The organism is Azospira sp. I09 (assembly GCF_009177135.1).
GTDB lineage: Bacteria > Pseudomonadota > Gammaproteobacteria > Burkholderiales > Rhodocyclaceae > Azospira > Azospira oryzae.
In genome coordinates, this window is record NZ_AP021844.1 from 1,257,905 (window position 1) to 1,276,316 (window position 18,412).

Below are 18,412 nucleotides of genomic sequence, written 5' to 3' on the forward strand. Positions count from 1 at the left end.
GTCGATATTGCTTCGCTTTGGCGATTCACATGAACTGGTTGAGGGAAACGTAATCCTTCACGTACTCGGGAATGCGCTCACGCCATTCCTGGGGTACGGCCTTGAAGTCGGCCATGCTGAAGGCTGGATTGACGTTGAGTTCGGTTAGCCGCTTCTTTTCGAGGATGTCCCGCAAGTGCCCGTCAGTAGCGTAGGCTTTGAAGAAGTACTTCATGGCAACAACGGCCTCGGCATGTTGGCTCAGGGCTTCGGGGGGCTGGTCGAGCAGGAACTTCTGGAATTCGTCCTCAAGCAGTTCATCCTTGCCCTTGAAGTAGGGGATGAGGCCGAAGATTTTTTCCAGAATCTCCCGCAGAGTCAGCCGCCGATCCACGCCGGCGGCGCGACGCAGTTTGTCGAGGGTGTAGTACTCGGCTGGCTTGTCGAGCAGGTGGGTGGTGACGTAATCGATGGCCTGGTCCCACTGTTCGTTATCTACCTGGCGCTGCAGGATCGGATCGGCCTTGACCACGTTTTCGAAGCCCTCGAAGAACATGCGGTCGATCTTCATGCCCTGTGGGCCAACGGCCTCCTCTCGGACCTGATGGATGTTATCGGGGCCGCCATGGATGTACTCGCCGTTCGGGCCAATGGTCGTGCCGCCCCCCTCCCCGTTGCCTTCGCCAGTGCCCAGCCTCGGCAGCTTGAGCACCTGGTCGTAATCAAACTTCTCCTCGAAGTACTCGCAGTTGGCAAAAAAATCGAAGAACTTGAACTGGCCTTTTTCCTGCCTGCCAATCTGCGCCTTGAGCTGTTTGTCGAACAGCTGTTCGAGGAAGTCATGCTTACGCGTGCCGCGGCCCTTGATCTGGACGAAGTCGGACGGGGAGAACACCGGCCGCATTAGGGCGAGATTGAGAATATCCGGGCAATCATAGCCGGTGGTCATCATGCCGACAGTGACGCAAACCCGGGCCTTGCTGGTTTTGTAGGCCTCAAGAAAGTTGGCCGAACCGAGCAGGTTGTTGTTGGTGAAATTAATGGTGTACTGCTGGGCATCGGGGATCAGCGAGGTGACCTGCACCGCAAAATCAGATTGGTACTTTCCCGGCCAGATAACATCGGCCAACTCATTGAGGAGCTGAGTCAGCTTGGCCGCGTGGTTCTGGCTGACCGCGAAAACGATGGACTTGCCAAACTCGTGGCTGATCGGATCGCGCAAGCCATTATTGAGAAAGGTCTGGCAGAAAATGCGGTTGGTAGATTCGGAGAAAAATTTCTTCTCGAAGTCCTTCTGGAAAAAGCTGTCTTCACTGCCTTCTTCCCCGCTCTCCCCCCCATTGGCGACGGCATAACCTTTATCCGACAGCAATTGCGTAGTGATGTCGGTCCGCGCATCAACAACCACGGGGTTGATCAAGAAACCTTCGCGCACGCCGTCTAGCAGGGAATATCGGAACGTCGGCTGACCGGACTCGCAGCCGAAAGTACGGTAAGTGTCGAGTAGCAGCCGACGTTCGGCTTCCCGCGGGTCACGGGTACTGGGCTTGGACGCGTCGAATTTCTTCAGGTAGTCCCTCGGCGTCGCAGTCAGGCCCAACTTGTAACCGACGAAATACTCGAACACGGCACGTGCGTTGCCCCCGATTGAGCGATGCGCTTCGTCAGAAATAACCAAGTCAAAATCAGTGGGCGAGAACAGTCGGCGATATTTGTCGTTGAAAAGCAGGGATTGAACGGTGGTGACGACAATCTCGGCCTTGCGCCATTCGTCACGGCGTTCTTTGTAGATCACCGAGGTGTAATCGTTTTTCAGATAGGCGACGAACGCCTTGTTGGCCTGGTCTTCAAGTTCCAGCCGGTCAACAAGGAAGAGCACGCGGCGTGCGTTGCCGGTACGCAGGAAGAGCTTGATGACGGCGGCTGCGGTCAACGTCTTGCCAGTGCCGGTGGCCATCTCGAACAAAAAGCGGCTGTGACCTTCGGCAACGGCATCCTGAATCGCCTGCACGGCGCGCTTCTGATAGTCGCGCAGGAAACGCAGACGATTCTTCTGGATGAAGGCATCGCGCTCACCGGCATTGTTCCAGCCCGCCTCGGTGGCATAGCCCGGCATCTGCGTCAGCGCGATGTAGTCCTTGCTAACCGGCTCGGTGATCAAGCGCTGCGGATTGGGCTGGAAGCGGTGATAGCCCTTGATCGAATCAGGTGAGGGGAAACGGGTAATGATGTGGGGGTTACCCTGCTCCAGATCCCAGAAATAATGCAGGTTGCCGTTGGAGAGAATGACGAAGCGGCAGTTTTGTGACTTGGCGTATTTGCGCGCCTGTTCTTTGCCAACCAGGGGATTCTTGTCTTCCGACTTGGCTTCAAGAACAAGGAGAGGAAAACCTGCATCGTCGAGCAAGAGGAAGTCAATGAATCCATTGCTTGATTGCTCGAAATTGTCACCAAGGGCATCTATAGCATCCTTGGTCAGTTTGACTTTTGGTTCAAGAACGATGTTGGCCTTACCCGCTAGATCATCGAAGAAGCGCCAACCAGACTCTTCTAACAGTTTATTGATCTTGATACGGGCCTTGGCTTCCTTAGCAGCCATTCTAGGTACTCCCTGTGTTGTTCTTTAGTCGCATCGCACCCTCTGCAAACAGAATTAGTGCGAACTGGCACGGTAGGCTTGCAAGTCTATAGACAGAGTCTCAACAACGGACGTTTTTGCCGAGGTGGCAATGGACTGGAGCCATATCGGCTACTACCACGGGACTTTAGCTTTGGTCCAAATAACCCTTCGCCAGATTCTGCTGAAGGGTTTTAAGCTGCTCCAGTTCAGGACTAGTCTGCCCAGCCTCAGGCTGAGACTTTCCCGTCAGCAGCCAAAGCGAGTACTCGGGCCAAGCCACTCCAATCGCCTCAAAGTGCTCTTCATTCGCCCGCTGCCGCCCCTCACACACCGCCTTCCATGACGCGGCCTTGACGCCCGTCAGCTCTTCCATGTGCTTGAACTTGCGGTGAGGCTCGGTCTTGGCTGTCACCACAGCCGCCACCCTGGCCCTGATCGCCGAAGTTTCCCCTTGACCCACGTAACTCTCTGTCATATATTTACTAGTAAATATTTTGCTTATTCGCACATATAACTCTTATCGTGGTTATGTGTGCTTCATTGTGGAGCAAAGTGATTATGACAGTCGCAGAAAGAATCAACCAGCCGGTGCTGGTGCCGATCATGCACTGGAAGAAATTCGCGGAAGTGGTGGGCATCGAAGAGGGCGTGCTGCGGGGCCTGTGCGACCGGGACCATATTCCCTCCATCTGTTTCGGCAAGCACCGCTTCATCAATCTGGCCAAGCTCAATCACCTGTGCCTGGATGAAAGCCACAACACAGCTAATCCGAGCGGGGCAGCGGAGGACTGAGGCAATGGATAAGCGCACCATCACACCCCATGAAGCGGAGTTGAACCGGCTGATACTGCTGGCCCAATCCCGTCTGCACGCAATGGGCGACGGCGGCTTCGTCCAGGGTTGCAGCCTTTCCCTGCGGGAAAGGGCGCGGCTGATCCAGGTGGCATCGCTGGATGCCATGGCGACACTGCAAAGGATGCGGGAGGTGGCCCTGGCCGTACTCAACGGCGTTCCCCTGGCCGGTGACAAGGAAGTGAAATGCGCCGACTGCCGCCACCACGTGCCCAGCCTGACCTTTGCCGATGAAGCCAGTTGCGCCGTGCATCTGAGCCTGCAAAGCATGCACCGGCTGCGCCATTGCAGTCATTTCCAGCCCCTGGCGGCCAAGCCGCCGGCAGTGCCCGCCGATCCTGCCGCCTGAAGGCATGGGCGCGGGCCGGGATTGTGTCCCCTGGCCCTGCCCCCTGACCATCATCGTCGCCGCTCAAGAAAGCCGTCCGGCAAACCGGACGGCTTTGTTTTTGCCACGGCTGGAACTGGCGTAGCCTTGAGGCTTGCGGCTGGGCCGCCGACAAACCGGAGGCAGTCTGGCCGATAATGGGACGACACCTCCGGCAGCTCCACCGGACAAAGCCCGGCAGCCGCTGCCTGTTACCGCCAACTATTTTTTCACCTACCCACAATATCCATGCCCTTCATCCGTCTACCCAGGCATGGACACTTCGTTCTCCCTTTCCCTGCCCCGCGACGAGACCCGCCTGATGGCCGAGCAGAACCGACGCCTGACTGAAGCCATTGCCCGGGAGAGCGGGCGGCTGGGCAGTTTCATTCGCCGGCGCGTGCCCGACCCGGGCGAGGCGGAGGACATTCTGCAGGACGTGTTCTTCGAGCTGGTGGAGGCCTGGCGCCTGCCGGAGCCCATCGAGCAGGTGGGGGCCTGGCTGTTCCGGGTGGCCCGCCACCGCATCGTGGACCGCTTTCGCAAGCGCCGGGAGGAACCCCTGCCCGTGGCCGTGCAAGAAGACGGCGACGAGGAGCATTGGCTGGAAGCCGCCCTGCCGGCGGATGACGGCGGGCCGGAGGCGGCCTATCTGCGCCGCCTGTGGCTCGACGCCATCGCCACGGCCCTGGAGGAACTGGCGCCGGGGCCGCGGGAAACCTTCATCGCCCACGAGATCGATGGCCGCAGCTTCAAGGAGATGGCGGCGGAGAGCGGCGTGCCCATGAACACCTTGCTCGGCTGGAAGCGGCAGGCGGTGCTGCACCTGCGCCAGCGGCTGCGGCCCCTTTACGAACCCCAATCCTGAACAGGAAACCAATATGAAATGCAGAACTGGAAAATCCGGCTGCGCCTCGCGCTGCCTCAAGATCGGCCTGATGGTCGTGGTCGGCATCGGCGCCCTTACCTGGGTGGTGATGCAGTTGTGGAACTGCCTGCTGCCGGACCTCTTTGCCGGGGTCTCCCCCATCGGCTACTGGCAGGCCCTGGGCGTGCTGGTGCTGAGCCGCATCCTCTTCGGCGGCATGCGCGGCGGCGGCTTCCACCACTGGCGCGAACGTCGGGCCCATTGGGAAAGCCTGACGGAAGAAGAGCGGCAACAGCTCAAGGGCCGCTTCCACAGCCGCTGGAGCCGCTGCTGCACGCCCCAGGCGGAAGGCGCCGAACCCCAGGCCAAGGCCGCGGATAAACCGGCCGACCAGGCCTGATGGCCTGAAACATCCCCGGGCCCCGGGCGCACCTCGTGCCGCCCGGGGCCGCCGGCCACACGCCGGCCTCCCTGGAAAAACCCCATGCGCCCTGCCTCCCTGACCTCCCCCCGCCCAGCCACACCTCCCGCTGCTGCGGCCCAGCCCGCCCTCCCCGGCCGCCTGCGCCGGGCCCTGTGGCGCGTGCTGCCGCTCATGGGCGGCCTCCATGCCTACATCGGCTGGCGCCTGCTGCCGTCGCTGGATCTGCATCCCGCCGCCCTGGCCCTGGCCATTGCCGGACTGGCCCTTTCCGCCTGCCTGGTGCCCCTGGGCCTGCTGGGCCGCTTCGTCACCGACAACCCGACCCTGGCGGACCGGCTCAGCTGGCTGGGCAGCCTGGCCATGGGCCTCTTCTCTTCGGTGCTGGTGCTGACCCTGCTGCGGGATGCGGGCCTGCTGCTGGCCGGCGCACCTTCCCTGGCGCAGCCCACGGCCCTGGCGGTGGTGGCTGTTGCCGGCCTGTTCACCCTGTTCGGCTACGTCAATGCGCGGCGGGTGGCCCGCATCGTCCGGGTGGAGGTGCCCCTGGCCGACCTGCCGCCGGCACTGGAGGGCTTCACCATCGTCCAGCTCAGCGACATCCACGTGGGGCCCACCATCAAGCGGGATTACGTGCAGGCCATCGTGGACCGGGTCAATGGGCTGGAGGCCGATCTGGTGGCCATCACCGGCGACGTGGTGGATGGCAGCGTGGAGCATCTACGGGAGCACACCGCGCCCCTGGGCCAGCTGCGCAGCCGCCACGGCAGCTATTTCGTCACCGGCAACCATGAATACTATTCGGGCGCTGGGGCCTGGATGGCGGAGTTCGAGCGCATCGGCCTCAAAGGGCTGCACAACGGCCACACCGTCATCGCCCACCACGGCTCCCGCCTGGTGCTAGCCGGGGTGACGGACTATTCGGCCGGCGCCTTCGATGCGGCCCAGACGAGCGACCCGGCGGCGGCCCTGGCCGGCAGCCCGCCGGGGCTAACCCGCATCCTGCTGGCCCACCAGCCCCGCTCGGCGCCGGCTGCCGCTGCCGCCGGCTTTGACCTGCAGCTTTCCGGCCACACCCACGGCGGCCAGTTCTGGCCCTGGAATTTCTTCGTGCCCCTGCAACAGCCCTTCACCGCCGGCCTGCACCGGCTGGGCCGGCTGACGGTCTACACCAGCCGCGGCACCGGCTACTGGGGCCCGCCCAAGCGTCTCGGTGCTCCCTCTGAAATCACCGTGCTGCGGCTGGTGCGGGCGTAAGGTTCCGAACCTTTCTTTTTGGGCTCGCCCCGCACCAACAGGCGTCCCCGAACCGAAATACCTATAAGGCCCAGCGCAGATTGACGGCGGCGCTGCGGTTGTGGCGGCCCTGGCGGTGTTCACCTTCAGGCATAGGCCACCCAGCCGCGGAAGGCAAAGCCGACGTAAAACAGCTGCACATCGTGGAAACCGGTCTCGCGCAGGATGCCTTCGTCCTCCTCGGGACTGAGAATGGTCAGCTCCCGCTCCACCTTTTCCCGGGTGACCTGGGCCTGTTCCGGGCTGCTGCCAGATGCGGTCAGAAAGGCAGCATAGCGGGACATCCAGATATCCCGCCGTTTCTGCTCGGCCTCGGCACTGAGATGGGCAACGACAAACGGGGCCCCGGGCTTCAAGCGGCAGCGAATCTCCCGCAGCATCGGCAGGCGCTGCTCTCGGGGTACGAAGTGGCAGGTCAGCAGGCAGGTGGCGGCATCGAAGGGGCCTTGCGGCGCATCCTGAACATAGCCCTGGTGTAGTGCGATCCGGGAAGAAAACGGGCTGAGCCGTTGGGCCGCCAGTTCCAGCATGGGCCCACTGGGATCGACCCCGTCGAACTGCCAGCCGGGATGGGCTCGGGCATAGTCTTCCAGCTCCAGCCCGCCGCCGGCACCCACCACAAGAATCCGCCCCTGCCCGGCCACCCGCTCCTCAATGAGGAGGCGGGTCATCGGCAGCAGGCTGAGATAACCGGGAACGTTGCGCCGGGGCCCTTCGGCGTACTTGTCTACCGCGTCGGGAGTCTGAAAGGCAGCATGGGGTGTGGGTTGCATGGGTGAATTATCCCATACCGCCCATCAGCCTTTTGACGATGAAAGCAAAAGCGCCAGTCCCCTGCGCCGGCCTCAGAAGGCCCAGCGCAGATTGACGGAGGCGCTGCGGTTGTTGAAGCCCTGGCGGTGTTCGCCGTCTATCCGATTTTCCATCACAGGTACCGCCCATCTAACCGCTTCCACTCTCAATGCCCTGCATTAATGACATTTTCATGCCATCATCGGGCTTTCGCCTGACCACTCCGTGCCGATACCCATGTCCGTGAAATACCGATTCGTGCTCGTCCTCCTCAGCCTGGCCCTGGGCGCCTGCACCGCCCTGCCCTCGCCCCGCGAACGGCAGGACCATGCCGACAACCTGGCGGCCGCCAGGCAATGGCAGAAAGGCACGCTCACGGCAGCGCCCTTCACCCTGCGCACCTACGAACCCGTGACGCCCCGCCAGGGGGACACCCTGGCGGTGTATATCGAGGGCGACGGCCTGGCCTGGCTCAATCCCAGCCAGCCCTCGGCCGACCCCACCCCGGTCTCGCCCCTGCTGCTGCAACTGGCCCTGGCCCAGCGGGAAGGCAAGGCGGCCTACCTGGCCCGCCCCTGCCAGTACGCCGAGCCCGGCGCGGCGTACTGTGCGCAGCGCTACTGGACCGACGGCCGCTTCGCGCCGGAGGTGATCGATGCCATGGACCGGGCCCTGGACCAGCTGAAGGCACGCCAGGAGGCCCGCACCCTGGTGCTGGTGGGCTATTCGGGCGGAGGCGCCGTGGCTGCCCTGCTGGCGGCCCGCCGCAGCGACGTGGTCCGCCTGGTGACCATCGCCGGCAATCTGGATCACCGGGCGTGGACCTCCTACCACCGGCTGACGCCCCTCGACGCTTCCCTCAACCCGGCCGACCAGGCGCAGCGGCTTGCCGCCATCTCCCAGATCCACTGGATCGGCGGCCGGGACACGGTGATGCCGGCGGAACTGGCCCGCCGCTGGCCGGCGGCCCTGCTGGGGCTGCGGCAGGAAAATCTGAAGCTGGTGCCCGAGGCCAGCCACGGCCAGGGCTGGCCCGATCCGCGCCAGACGCCGGAATTTCCCCTCGGCCCCAGGAGCAACGGCAAGCCCCTGCCCTGAGAGCGGCCACCAGCGCCGCCCTCAGCCCCCCTGCCGCCCCGACCGCACTTGCCAACGCCCCCGGTCGGGGGACAATGCCAATTCCCCTTTGCCCCCACCGACCGCCGCCACGCCCGCCATGTTCCCCGCCACGTTCCACATCTCACGCCTGTCACCCCGCGCCCGCTGCCGGAGGCTGCTGTTTGCCGCCGTCGCCCTGCTCCTCTCCTTCCAGGGCCAGGCCCAGACGCCGCCGGACTGCCCCGCCACCCAGCACGCGCCCCCCTCGGCGGAGGAGACCCGGGAATACCTGAAGAACGCCCGGGACCATGGCTTTCTCTGGCGCATCGAGAAGGACGGGCGGGCCTCCTACCTCTACGGCACGGTCCACGTGGGCAAGCAGGAATGGCTCTATCCGGGCCCCCTGATGCGCCGGGCCATGGCGGAGACGGACACGGTGGCCCTGGAGATGGATGTGCTCGACCCGGCCATCGCCGCCCGCATCCAGCAGCTGATGCTGTTCCGCAAGGGGCCCAAGCTGCCGGCCGGATTGCAGGAGCGGATCCGTCGCCAGGCAGAGGCCTCCTGCCTGCCCTACGCCGCCATCGCCGCCCTGTCGCCGGAACTGCAGGTGGTGACCCTGACGGTGATGCTGGCGAAGAAGGAAGGGCTGGACCCGGCCTACGCCCTGGACGTGATGCTGGCCGGCTTCGGCCACGGCACCAAGCGCCCGGTGGTTTCCCTGGAGGAGCCGGAACTGCAGATGAAAGCCCTGCACATGAAGACGCCCCGGGAGACCCAGGCCTTCGTCGAGGCCAGCCTCAATTCCCTGGAGTCGGAGAAGGCCCTGGGCGCCCTCAGGCGCCTGGCCAAGGCCTGGGAGGAAGGGGATTACGCCACCATGGCGGACTATCCCGCCTGGTGCGAGTGCATGGAAACGCCGGTGGAGCGCAAGGCCATGCAGCGCCTGCTCAACGAGCGCAACCCGGACATGGCCAAACGCATCGACCAGCTGCACCGCCAGGGCAGCCGGGTCTTCGCCGGCGTCGGCAGCCTGCACCTGTTCGGCCCCACCGGCCTGCCCGCCCTGATGCAGAAGAAGGGCTACACGGTGGAACGGATCGACTTCGCCCGGCCCTAAAGGCGGTGCGGCCAGGACCATGGCACTACCCTAGGCCGCCCATCGGGCGGCCCTTTTTCTGCCACCGGAACGCCATCACCCCGACCACGGCATGGTGGAGCCAGGCCCGATGCCGAGCCCGCCAGCCCCGCCCATCCGGCAGTCCCTGATGCATGCCGGGCGCCGCGGCCGGAACACATTTCTGTCACTTTACTTTCATACAGTTACGTTCCAGAATCCGCCGGTTTTCTTTTTTCGCGGAGCGCCCCTGTGGGCCCATGTTCGAGTGACAGTACAGCGCCGGTCCCCGTGACCGGAGCAGCCTCGGCCGGATAACGCGCAGCCTCCCCTGCCCTTATCCCGCCCCGGCGGGATGCGGCAACCCAAGCCTGATTGACGGTTCCCAGGCTTGCCCCCTCCCTTTTCGTACCTTATCGCCAGCCGCGCCCGTGCAGACGGGTTCTGGCCCGTGCGCCCCCTTGCCCTTGCCGGCCCATGGCAGGACAAGGCTGCGGCCATGAGTGCGGCAGGCGGTCCCGTCCTCGTTCGCGGGTTGCCGTGGGGCACCATTTTTGGAGCACGCCATGACCCTGCAAGCCATCGACAACATCAACCTGGTCTCCCTGGCCGACTCGACCCTGAGCCTGACCACGGCCTTTATCCTGGGCAGCCTGATCGGCCTGGAACGGCAGTACCGGCAACGCACCGCCGGCCTGCGCACCAACGTGCTGGTGGCCGTGGGCGCGGCCATTTTCGTGGATCTGGCCAACCGCCTCAACGGCCATGCCGGCGCCATCGGCGTCATTTCCTACGTGGTGTCGGGCATCGGCTTTCTCGGTGCCGGCGTCATCATGCGGGAGGAAGGCAATGTGCGCGGACTCAACACCGCTGCCACCCTGTGGGGCTCGGCCGCCGTGGGCGCCTGCGCCGGCGCCGACATGCTGCTGGAAGCCCTGCTCGGCGCCACCTTCGTCCTGGCCTCCAACACCCTGCTGCGGCCGGTGGTGGACCGCATCAACCGCCAGCCCATGGACACCCTGGCGGTGGAAGTGACCAATACCGTCTATGTGATCGCCCGGCAAAGCCACCAGAAACAGGCCCTGCATCTGCTGGAAAACGCACTGGAGGCTGCCGACTTGCCCACCCGGGACCTGAAGGTGCACGCCTTCGGCGACGATGCGGTGGAAATCGAGGCGGTCCTCGCCGCCAATGCGGTGGACGGCGAGCACCTGGAACGGCTCACCCGGCAACTGGCAGAACAGCCGTTCATCTCCCAGGCCTTCTGGAGTCCCAGCACCACGGAATGAAGCCGGCGCAGCCTAGGCCGGCATTTAGGCCCGGCCGTAATCGGCGACCACCTCCACCAGCCAGTCCATGAAGACCCGCACCCGGCGCGGCAGGTGGCGGCGGTTGGCATAGAGCAGATGCACCGGCATGGGCGGCGCATTGAACCCGGGCAGCACCGGCAGCAGCAACCTGGCCTCTAGCAGGGCCTGCATGCCCGCCAGCGGCACCTGGATGAGACCCAGGCCGGCCAGGCAGGCGGCGGTGTAGGCGTCCGAATTGTTCACCGTCACCGCCCCGGCCATGGGAATGCGGCGCAGCTCTCCGGCCCCGTCCACGTATTCGAAGCCGGGGGACTTGCCCCCCAGGATGGGGACGTAATGGATCAGCCGGTGGGCGGCCAGGTCTTCCAGGGAATGGGGCGTGCCGTGCCGTTCCAGGTAGGCCGGGCTGGCCAGGTTGAGCTGGCGCAGCTGGCCCAGGGGCCGGGCCACCAGGGAGGAATCCCCCAGGGCGCCGACCCGCAGCACGCAGTCGAAGCCTTCCCGCACCAGGTCCACGCGGCGGTCGGTGCTGCTCACTTCCACCTCCAGCCCCGGGTGCCGTTCGAGAAACTCCGGCAGCCGGGGCATGACCGCGTGGCGCGCCGTCCCGGCCGGCATGTCCACCCGCAGGCGGCCGCTGAGCTGGGCTGCGTCGCGGCGGAACATGGTCTGCAGTTCCTCCATGTCCGCCAGCAGGTCCCGGCTGCGCTCGTAGTAGGCCTGGCCGTCCTGGGTCAGCTGCACCCGGCGGGTGGTGCGGTGCAGGAGGCGGGCGCCGAGCTGGCTCTCCAGCCGTTGCACGGCAGCGGAAATGCTGGCCTTGGGCAGGCCCAGGCTGTCGGCGGCCTGGGTGAAGCTGGCCAGTTCGGCCACCCGCAGGAAGATTTGCATGGCGTCGAGCTGGTCCATGGCGCCCTCATTGTCTATGAATGACGAACAGTCTAAACAAATACCGCGTATTTATCCGACACTTTTCGATCAATAGACTGGCTTCCACGGTCGGCCCTAGGGCCGGCCCTCCCCCACCTTCAAGGAGCCAGACATGACCAAGATCGCACTCATCACCGGCGGCAGCCGGGGCCTGGGCCGCAACGCCGCCCTCAAGCTCGCCGCCCGCGGCGTGGACATCATCCTCACCTACCGCAGCCGGGCCGACGAGGCGGCTGCCGTCGTCGCCCAGATCGAGGCCCTGGGCCGCCGCGCCGTGGCCCTGCCCCTGGTGGTGGATGAAGCCGCCGGCTTCCCCGCCTTCGCCGAGCGGGTGCGCCAGGCCCTGGCCGGGACCTGGCAGCGGGAGCGTTTCGACTTCCTGGTGAACAACGCCGGCATGGGCATCAACGCCGCCTTCGCCGAGACCACGGAGGCCCAGTTCGACCTGCTCATGAACACCCACCTGAAAGGGCCCTTCTTCCTCACCCAGGCCCTGCTGCCCCTGCTCAACGACGGCGGGCGCATCCTCAACGTCTCCACCGGCCTGGCCCGCTTCGCCCTGCCCGGCTATGCCGCCTACGCCAGCATGAAAGGCGGCATCGAGGTGTTGACCCGCTACCTGGCCAAGGAACTCGGGCCCCGGGGCATCGCCGTCAATGTGCTGGCCCCCGGCGCCATCGAGACCGACTTCGGCGACGGCGCCGTGCGCGACAACGCCCAGCTCAACGCCTTCATCGCCGCCCAGACCGCCTTGGGCCGGGTCGGCCAGCCGGACGACATCGGCCATGCCGTGGCCGCCCTGCTGTCGGAAGAGACGGGCTGGATCACCGCCCAGCGCATCGAGGCTTCCGGCGGCATGTTCCTCTGAGCAAAAAAAAAGCAGCCGTCCCTGGAGCGGTACGGCTGCGAAAAGGAAAGGGGGCTGTCATGGCCCCTTTCCGGGGGTTGGGAATAAGGGAAACAGCCGGGCCTACTGCACGCCCTGCCCCAGCTTCTTGCCGTTCACCACCACGCCGTAGAGATTGACGCCGTCGTCGGCGTGGTAGCGCTTGCGGGTCTCGTCGATGCTGCCGTTGATCAGGCGCGGGTCCTGGGGCCGCTCGTGGGAGTTGATGTAGGCGGCCACGTCCCAGGCCTCCTGGTCCGAGAGGGTCTCGCCCCGGCCCAGGGGCATGTTGTGCTGGATGAAGCCGGCGGCGGTGTTGATGCGATGCATGCCGGCGCCCCAGTTGTAGGAGTCCTTGCCCCACAGGGCGGGGAAGACGGAGGTGACGCCCACCTTTTTGCCCTCGCCGTTTTCGCCGTGGCACAGCTGGCACTGCTTCTCATAGACCGCCTTGCCCCGGGCGATGTCGTAGCCGCCCTTGGGCGGCGGCGGCTCGTCGAAGCCCCGTCCCGGCAGGGCCTTGCCCGTTGGGGCGCCGGTGGACAGCCAGTAGGCGTAGGTGGTGAGGGCGGTGAGGATTTCGCTGTCGGCCGCCGGCGGCTTGCCGTTCATACTGAACTGGAAGCAGCCCTGCATGCGCTCCACATAGGTATTCACCTTGTTGTTTTTCTTGCGGTAGGCCGGATACATGGGATAGGCCGCCCACAGGGGCGCCGAGTTGGCCTTGCGGCCCCGGTCGATGTGGCAGTTCACGCAGTTCATCTCGTTGCCCACGTACTCGGGCGCCAGGGCCTTGGTGTTCATGAACAGGTCCTGGCCCCGGCGCACCAGCTCGCCGAAGGCGTTGTTGGGAATGTCGGTGTCGGCCGGGGGCTGGAAGTACTGCTGGCTCACCGGCTTGGCCGGAGCCTTGGGCAACTGGGTCTGGTCGTCCAAGCGGGAATTACGGGGAGTGTTAGCGGTGTCGGCTGCCTGGGCGACACCGGCAAACAGGCAGATGCTGCCCAGCAGGGCGGCAAGAATCTTGGCGTTTTTCATGGCGGGAATCCTTTCGATGTAGGGGGAACGTTCGTCTCAGCGCAGGCGATGCTGGCTTTCGTCGAAGGCTTCCTTGGATTCCCCCAGGCCGGCGAAATAGTCGGCCACGGCCTTGATCTCGGCTTCGCTCAAATCCACGGCGATATGGGCCATGAGCCCGTTGGGGTCGTTGCGACGGCTGGGCGGCACGGCGGCCACCGCCTTGGTTTTGCGGGTCGCGGCCACGGCCTTGGTGCCGCGCCAGGCCTTCAGCTGGTTCTCGATGTAGAGGGCGGACTGGCCTGCCAGGGGCGGGAAGGTGTCGCCCACGCCGACGCCGGCGGGACCATGACACAGGGTGCATTCGGGGATGTTGCGCTCCCAGGCGCCGCGCAGGGCGATCCAGGCGCCGCTGCCGGGGTGGGGCCGCTCCACCGGGCCGGGCTTGATATTGACCTTGGGCAGCTCGGCGTAGGCCTTGGCCACGGCGGCCACTTCCTCAGGCGTGAGGGACTGGGCGATGGGCTGCATCACCGCATTCTCCCGGCGGCCGGCCTTGAAGTCGGCCAGCTGCTTGGCGATGTAGGCCTCGGGCAGGCCCGCCAGGCGCGGAAAGCCGGCGGCGGCCATGCCCTTGCCGTCGGTGCCGTGGCAGGTGATGCAGGGCATGGCCGCCGGATTGGCGCCGCCCTTCTGCATGATGTCGCTGCCGTCGACAGCCTGGGCCGACAGGGGCAGCAGCGCCGGCAGCAACAGGAGGCCGGAGAGCAGCGGGGTAATCAGTTTTCTCATGGGGTATCTCCTCTCGAAGTTCGGGAATGAGTGACGGAGCGGTGGGCGCTCTCTATTCTGAATGCATATGCAGATGGCTGGGGGTCGGGTTTCTCCTCGGTTACGTCAATCTCGATCCGGCCCCAGGAAAAAAGCCGCCCCGGGAGGGGGCGGCAGCCTCAGGCTCAAGGCGGGTCGGAAAGCTGGATGAAGGGGGGCCTCAGTAGCGGGCGTCCTCCGGTTTCTTGCCATTGGGCCAGTCCTTCACCTTCTCCGGGAAGTCCGGGCGGGGCTGGTGGCTGAAGTACTCGGCCACGTCCAGGGCCTCCTGGTCGGAGAGGCCGCCCTGGCCCAGGGGGAACTTGCCGTGGAAGCCGATGGGCATGTTGCGTTTGACGAAGGCGGCGGCGGTATAGGTGCGGGCCATGCCGGCGCCGAGGTTGAAGGACTCGTCGCCCCACAGCGGCGGATAGACCATCTTGCCGTCGGCGGACTTGAGGCCTTCGCCGTTCTCGCCGTGGCACACGGCGCACTGCTCGGCGTAGATCTTCTTGCCGTTGTCGCTGTTGGGCTTCAGGGAACGGTCGATCTTGCCGATGCCGCGGCCGGGCACCTTGTCTTCCGGCTTGGTGGCGCCCTTCATCCAGTCGAAGTAGGCGACCATGGCCTTCATGTCCGCCGACTCCACGGGCAGGGGCTTGCCGTTCATGGAGCGCTTGAAGCAGCCGTTGATGCGGTCCTCCAGGGTGATGATGCGGCCGGCCCGGGGCGCGTAACTGGGGAAGAAGGCGGAGACGCCGACGAAGGGCGAGCCGTCGGCCACGGTGCCGGCATTGAGGTGGCAGCTGGTGCAGTTGAGCTGGTCACCCACGTGGTTGGGCAGCAGGTCCTTGGTTTCCAGGTGCAGACGCATGCCGCGCACCAGCTGTTCGGCGTTGGGCTTGGCCAGCATGTCGGCCAGGCGCGGCGTCTCGAACTTGCTGTTGTCGATGGCCTTGGGGTCCTGCTTCACCACTTCGGCCCGCATCTTCTTCACCTGGGAGGCGGTCACGGCTTCGCCGCCGTTGCCCCAGCTGCTGCGGACGAAGGTGATCAGCTCGGCCAGCTCCTGGTCGTTGAGGCGGGCAAAGCCGGGCATGGTGAATACCCGGGGATGGGCCGCCGTAGAGGCGGTCTTCCAGCCGGTGAGGGTGATGTGCAGCAGGGTGGCCGGGTCCTTCGCCGTCACCGCCGGGTTGCCGGCCAGGGGCGGGAAGATCTTGCTGACGCCGTTGCCGTCCTGGCGGTGGCAGTCGCCGCAGAACTGCACGTAGGCCAGGCCGCCGCGGGAGCTGAAGAGGTTGCCCGGCACCTTACCGGCCACTGCATCGCGCGGCGTGCTCGGCGCCGGCAGTTCATGCTCGCCCGGGGGCAGGGACTTGAGATAGGTGGCGATGGCCACCAGGTCCTCGTCCTTCACGTGCTGGGTGCTGTGGTGGATGACCTCGGCCATGTTGCCGGAGGCGGTGGCGAAGCGGTTCTGCCCGGTCTTGAGGAACAGGGCGGTGTCCTCCACCGTCCACAGGCCGCGCAGGCTCAGGGCGCGCCAGGATTCCACGGTCTCCCCGGCGAGGAAGTGCTTGCCCTTGCTGCCGGCGTCGCTCATGGCCTTCTCCTGGAAGGCGATGCCCCGGGGCGTGTGGCAGGCGCCGCAGTGGCCCAGGCCCTGGACCAGGTAGGCGCCCCGGTTCCAGGTGGCGTCCTTGCCGGCGTCGGGCTGGAAGGGCGTGGTGTCGAGGAACGCCCAGTTCCACAGGGAAAGGCCCCAGCGCTGGCTGAAGGGCCAGCGCATGGCGGTGGGCTTGTTGGCCTGCTTCACCGGCGCCAGGCCCTGCATCAGGTAGGCGTAGAGGGCCTGCATGTCCTCGCCAGTCATTTTGGCGTAGGAGGGATAGGGCATGGCCGGGTAGAGATTGTGGCCGTCCGCCGCCACGCCCTTGCGCATGGCCCGGTCGAACTGGGCGAAGGTGTAGTTGCCGATGCCCGTTTCCTTGTCCGGCGTGATGTTGGTGGAGAAGAGCACGCCGAAGGGCGTGGCCAGTTCCCGGCCGCCGGCCATGGACTTGCCGCCTTCGGCGGTATGGCAGGCAACGCAGTCGCCCAGGCGGGCCAGGTATTCGCCCCGGGCGATCTGGCCGGCATCGGCGGCTTCGGCCCGGCCCAGGCCGACGGCGGCCAGGGCGGAGAGGAGGAAGGTGGCGGCGGCGCTGCGCCACAGGCGCGTCAAGGCGCCGGCCGGCGCCCCTGCAGGCACGGATGGGACATGGGTCATGGCTGTACTCCCTGTACTTGGTTTGTTTGGGGTCAAGTTTAGGGAGGGCGCCCCGCCGCGCCTATTCGGAGATCCGGTTAGGGATATAACCGAAAGTGACTATTGCCAGCGGCTGCCTAAAGCGCTCGTCCTGGGCGTCCCGACCTGCCCTCCCCGCTGCACATCGCCATTTCCCCGACCCCGGGATCATGGCAACATCATGCCAATTCCATTCCCCGTCCGCCCATGCAGCCGCCCACCACACCCGCCGCCGACCGCCGCATCCTCATCCTCGACGCCACCCCCGACGACGACGGCCCCGACCGCCGGGTGGCCGACCGGCTGGCCGCCCTGGCCACCGACAGCGGCGCCCTGATCAGCCGTTTCCGCCTGGAAGAGGTGCGCCTGGCCCCCTGCCTGGGCGACTTCGAATGCTGGACCAAGACCCCCGGCCTGTGCCGCACCCAGGACGACGCCAACGCCATCGCCAAGGCCTTCCAGCAGGCCGACCTGGCGGTGATGGTGACGCCCCTCTTCCATGGCGGCTACCGGCCCTCCCTCAAGGGCGCCCTGGACCGGCTGCTGGGCGTGATCCACCCCTTCTTCCACGAATCCGTCGGCGTCACCCGCCACCAGCCCCGCTACGAGCGCTACCCGGCCATGCTCTTCGTCGGCCTGGAAGCCGCGCCCGATGCGGCGGCCCGGGAACTGTTCGCCGCCTTCGCCGGCGGCAACGCCATCAACCTCATGGCCCCCCGTTTCCACACCCTGGTGCTGGCCCCCGCCACCGCCCCCTGGGAGGAAGCCCTGGCCGCCCGCTTCGCCCAGGCCCTGGCCGGCCACGACGGCGAGCCCTTCCCCCACCACCCGCCGGCGGACGCCCTGGCCCGGGCCTGCGCGCCGGACCCGGCCCTGCCGCCGGCGCCGGTGCAGCGCGCCGCCCTGCTGGTGGGCAGTGCCCGGCCCAAGGGCGAAAGCACCTCCGAATCCCTGGCCCGCAGCCTGGCGGAAAACCTGGAACGGCAGGGCGTCGCCGTCACCCTGGTACACGTCATCGACTTCATCAAGCCCGGCCGCCGCGCCGACGCCGCCCTGGCCGCCCTGGGCGAAGCCGAGCTGCTGGTGGTGTCCGCCCCCCTCTACGTGGACGGCCTGCCGGGCCTGGTCCTCAAGGCCCTGGAACAGATCGCCGCCCAGCCCGGCCGCCTACGGCGGGTCGCCGGCCTGCTCAACAGCGGCTACCCGGAAGCGGCCCACAACCGCTCCGCCATAGCCCAGCTGCGCCGCTTCGCCCACAACGCCGGACTCGGCTGGGCTGGCGGCCTGGCCATGGGTGCCGGCGAAGTGCTGCACGGCAAACCCCTGGCCGGCATGGGCTTCATGTTCCGCAACCAGATCGCCGCCCTCCGCCAAGCCGCCCCGGCCCTGGCCGCCGGCCGCGGCATCCCCCCCGAAGCCAGCGCCTCCATGGCCCGCCCCCTCCTCCCCGCCTGGCTGTTCCGCCTGGCCGCCAAACTCCGCTGGTTCACCCAGGCCCGCAGCCACGGCACCCCGTGGAACGACCTGGGAGCCAGACCCCATGAGTTGAAGCGGGAGGAAAAGCCGCTGGGGGATGGTGGCTGAGTTGGCGGGCCGCAATTGGGATCGAATAAGGCCGAGGGAGGCTTTCAGCCAGTTGCTGACAGTCAGCCCTACTTCTCTGATTAGCTGAATTTAGCCAAAGCAGTCGCTAAGACACCTGGCGCAATGCGGCAGCTTTAATTTGTAAAAAAGAAGCTCAGGCCAGTCCAAGATAGAC

At 66.0% G+C, this 18,412-nt stretch carries 17 protein-coding genes; 10 read left to right on the plus strand and 7 right to left on the minus strand.

All coding sequences use genetic code 11. The features are described from left to right. Window positions 1–25: 25 nt before the first annotated feature. Window positions 26–2,578 (minus strand): DEAD/DEAH box helicase family protein, encoded by a 2,553-nt coding sequence (locus tag AZSP09_RS05820; RefSeq protein ID WP_152089444.1) that lies wholly within the window; start codon window positions 2,576–2,578, stop codon window positions 26–28. A 166-nt stretch (window positions 2,579–2,744) separates the two neighbouring features. Then, window positions 2,745–3,011, minus strand: a complete 267-nt coding sequence (locus AZSP09_RS05825; RefSeq protein WP_197739064.1) for a hypothetical protein — start codon at window positions 3,009–3,011, stop codon at window positions 2,745–2,747. A 146-nt stretch (window positions 3,012–3,157) separates the two neighbouring features. Here AZSP09_RS05825 and AZSP09_RS05830 point away from each other — a divergent pair, with 146 nt between their 5' ends. The 5 genes from AZSP09_RS05830 to AZSP09_RS05850 all read left to right on the plus strand — a co-directional run bounded on the left by AZSP09_RS05830 (window position 3,158) and on the right by AZSP09_RS05850 (window position 6,364). Continuing rightward, window positions 3,158–3,391, plus strand: coding sequence for a hypothetical protein (locus AZSP09_RS05830; RefSeq protein ID WP_152089445.1), 234 nt, complete (start codon window positions 3,158–3,160; stop codon window positions 3,389–3,391). A gap of 4 nt (window positions 3,392–3,395) precedes the next feature. Then, entirely contained in the window at window positions 3,396–3,800 is a 405-nt protein-coding gene (locus tag AZSP09_RS05835) for a hypothetical protein (protein ID WP_152089446.1), read from the plus strand. Window positions 3,801–4,092: 292 nt separating this feature from the next. Beyond that, on the plus strand, window positions 4,093–4,686 hold the full coding sequence (locus AZSP09_RS05840; RefSeq protein ID WP_014237166.1) for an RNA polymerase sigma factor: 594 nt from the start codon (window positions 4,093–4,095) through the stop codon (window positions 4,684–4,686). A 13-nt stretch (window positions 4,687–4,699) separates the two neighbouring features. Beyond that, window positions 4,700–5,086: a hypothetical protein gene (locus AZSP09_RS05845; RefSeq protein WP_172974706.1), complete on the plus strand. Its 387-nt coding sequence runs from the start codon at window positions 4,700–4,702 to the stop codon at window positions 5,084–5,086. A gap of 84 nt (window positions 5,087–5,170) precedes the next feature. Further along, complete coding sequence (locus AZSP09_RS05850; RefSeq protein WP_152089447.1) at window positions 5,171–6,364, plus strand: metallophosphoesterase; 1,194 nt, start codon at window positions 5,171–5,173, stop codon at window positions 6,362–6,364. Window positions 6,365–6,489: 125 nt separating this feature from the next. Here the strand turns inward: AZSP09_RS05850 and AZSP09_RS05855 are convergent, their stop codons facing one another. Next, window positions 6,490–7,176 (minus strand): class I SAM-dependent methyltransferase, encoded by a 687-nt coding sequence (locus AZSP09_RS05855; RefSeq protein WP_152089448.1) that lies wholly within the window; start codon window positions 7,174–7,176, stop codon window positions 6,490–6,492. A gap of 262 nt (window positions 7,177–7,438) precedes the next feature. On the opposite strand from AZSP09_RS05855, the gene AZSP09_RS05860 reads away from it, so the two are divergent. The 3 genes from AZSP09_RS05860 to AZSP09_RS05870 all read left to right on the plus strand — a co-directional run bounded on the left by AZSP09_RS05860 (window position 7,439) and on the right by AZSP09_RS05870 (window position 10,699). Further along, on the plus strand, window positions 7,439–8,293 hold the full coding sequence (locus AZSP09_RS05860; RefSeq protein WP_152089449.1) for an alpha/beta hydrolase: 855 nt from the start codon (window positions 7,439–7,441) through the stop codon (window positions 8,291–8,293). Between the two features lie 88 nt (window positions 8,294–8,381). Then, complete coding sequence (locus AZSP09_RS05865) at window positions 8,382–9,413, plus strand: TraB/GumN family protein (RefSeq protein WP_152089450.1); 1,032 nt, start codon at window positions 8,382–8,384, stop codon at window positions 9,411–9,413. Window positions 9,414–9,976: 563 nt separating this feature from the next. Further along, window positions 9,977–10,699 carry an MgtC/SapB family protein gene (locus AZSP09_RS05870; protein ID WP_172974707.1) on the plus strand — a complete coding sequence of 241 codons (723 nt, stop codon included), beginning with the start codon at window positions 9,977–9,979 and terminating at the stop codon, window positions 10,697–10,699. Window positions 10,700–10,723: 24 nt separating this feature from the next. Here AZSP09_RS05870 and AZSP09_RS05875 read toward each other — a convergent pair whose 3' ends face one another. After that, entirely contained in the window at window positions 10,724–11,629 is a 906-nt protein-coding gene (locus AZSP09_RS05875) for a LysR family transcriptional regulator (RefSeq protein WP_172974708.1), read from the minus strand. A gap of 133 nt (window positions 11,630–11,762) precedes the next feature. Here AZSP09_RS05875 and AZSP09_RS05880 point away from each other — a divergent pair, with 133 nt between their 5' ends. Further along, window positions 11,763–12,518, plus strand: a complete 756-nt coding sequence (locus AZSP09_RS05880; RefSeq protein WP_152089452.1) for an SDR family NAD(P)-dependent oxidoreductase — start codon at window positions 11,763–11,765, stop codon at window positions 12,516–12,518. Window positions 12,519–12,620: 102 nt separating this feature from the next. On the opposite strand, the gene AZSP09_RS05885 is transcribed toward AZSP09_RS05880, so the two are convergent. The 3 genes from AZSP09_RS05885 to AZSP09_RS05895 form a co-directional block, all read right to left on the minus strand. Further along, window positions 12,621–13,574: a c-type cytochrome gene (locus AZSP09_RS05885; RefSeq protein ID WP_152089453.1), complete on the minus strand. Its 954-nt coding sequence runs from the start codon at window positions 13,572–13,574 to the stop codon at window positions 12,621–12,623. Between the two features lie 36 nt (window positions 13,575–13,610). Further along, entirely contained in the window at window positions 13,611–14,345 is a 735-nt protein-coding gene (locus AZSP09_RS05890) for a c-type cytochrome (protein WP_152089454.1), read from the minus strand. 199 nt (window positions 14,346–14,544) lie between these two features. Then, on the minus strand, window positions 14,545–16,635 hold the full coding sequence (locus AZSP09_RS05895; protein WP_152089455.1) for a c-type cytochrome: 2,091 nt from the start codon (window positions 16,633–16,635) through the stop codon (window positions 14,545–14,547). Window positions 16,636–16,860: 225 nt separating this feature from the next. On the opposite strand from AZSP09_RS05895, the gene AZSP09_RS05900 reads away from it, so the two are divergent. Further along, on the plus strand, window positions 16,861–18,237 hold the full coding sequence (locus AZSP09_RS05900) for an NAD(P)H-dependent oxidoreductase (protein WP_152089456.1): 1,377 nt from the start codon (window positions 16,861–16,863) through the stop codon (window positions 18,235–18,237). Window positions 18,238–18,412 lie beyond the last annotated feature (175 nt).

Bases quoted from the DNA above. Each gene is read 5' to 3' on its own strand.
- AZSP09_RS05895 (WP_152089455.1), bottom strand. From the start codon at position 16,635: ATGACCCATGTCCCATCCGTGCCTGCAGGGGCGCCGGCCGGCGCCTTG.
- AZSP09_RS05870 (WP_172974707.1), top strand. From the start codon at position 9,977: ATGACCCTGCAAGCCATCGACAACATCAACCTGGTCTCCCTGGCCGAC.
- AZSP09_RS05855 (WP_152089448.1), bottom strand. From the start codon at position 7,176: ATGCAACCCACACCCCATGCTGCCTTTCAGACTCCCGACGCGGTAGAC.
- AZSP09_RS05880 (WP_152089452.1), top strand. From the start codon at position 11,763: ATGACCAAGATCGCACTCATCACCGGCGGCAGCCGGGGCCTGGGCCGC.
- AZSP09_RS05820 (WP_152089444.1), bottom strand. From the start codon at position 2,578: ATGGCTGCTAAGGAAGCCAAGGCCCGTATCAAGATCAATAAACTGTTA.
- AZSP09_RS05885 (WP_152089453.1), bottom strand. From the start codon at position 13,574: ATGAAAAACGCCAAGATTCTTGCCGCCCTGCTGGGCAGCATCTGCCTG.
- AZSP09_RS05830 (WP_152089445.1), top strand. From the start codon at position 3,158: ATGACAGTCGCAGAAAGAATCAACCAGCCGGTGCTGGTGCCGATCATG.
- AZSP09_RS05900 (WP_152089456.1), top strand. From the start codon at position 16,861: ATGCAGCCGCCCACCACACCCGCCGCCGACCGCCGCATCCTCATCCTC.
- AZSP09_RS05890 (WP_152089454.1), bottom strand. From the start codon at position 14,345: ATGAGAAAACTGATTACCCCGCTGCTCTCCGGCCTCCTGTTGCTGCCG.
- AZSP09_RS05845 (WP_172974706.1), top strand. From the start codon at position 4,700: ATGAAATGCAGAACTGGAAAATCCGGCTGCGCCTCGCGCTGCCTCAAG.
- AZSP09_RS05840 (WP_014237166.1), top strand. From the start codon at position 4,093: ATGGACACTTCGTTCTCCCTTTCCCTGCCCCGCGACGAGACCCGCCTG.
- AZSP09_RS05875 (WP_172974708.1), bottom strand. From the start codon at position 11,629: ATGGACCAGCTCGACGCCATGCAAATCTTCCTGCGGGTGGCCGAACTG.
- AZSP09_RS05835 (WP_152089446.1), top strand. From the start codon at position 3,396: ATGGATAAGCGCACCATCACACCCCATGAAGCGGAGTTGAACCGGCTG.
- AZSP09_RS05850 (WP_152089447.1), top strand. From the start codon at position 5,171: ATGCGCCCTGCCTCCCTGACCTCCCCCCGCCCAGCCACACCTCCCGCT.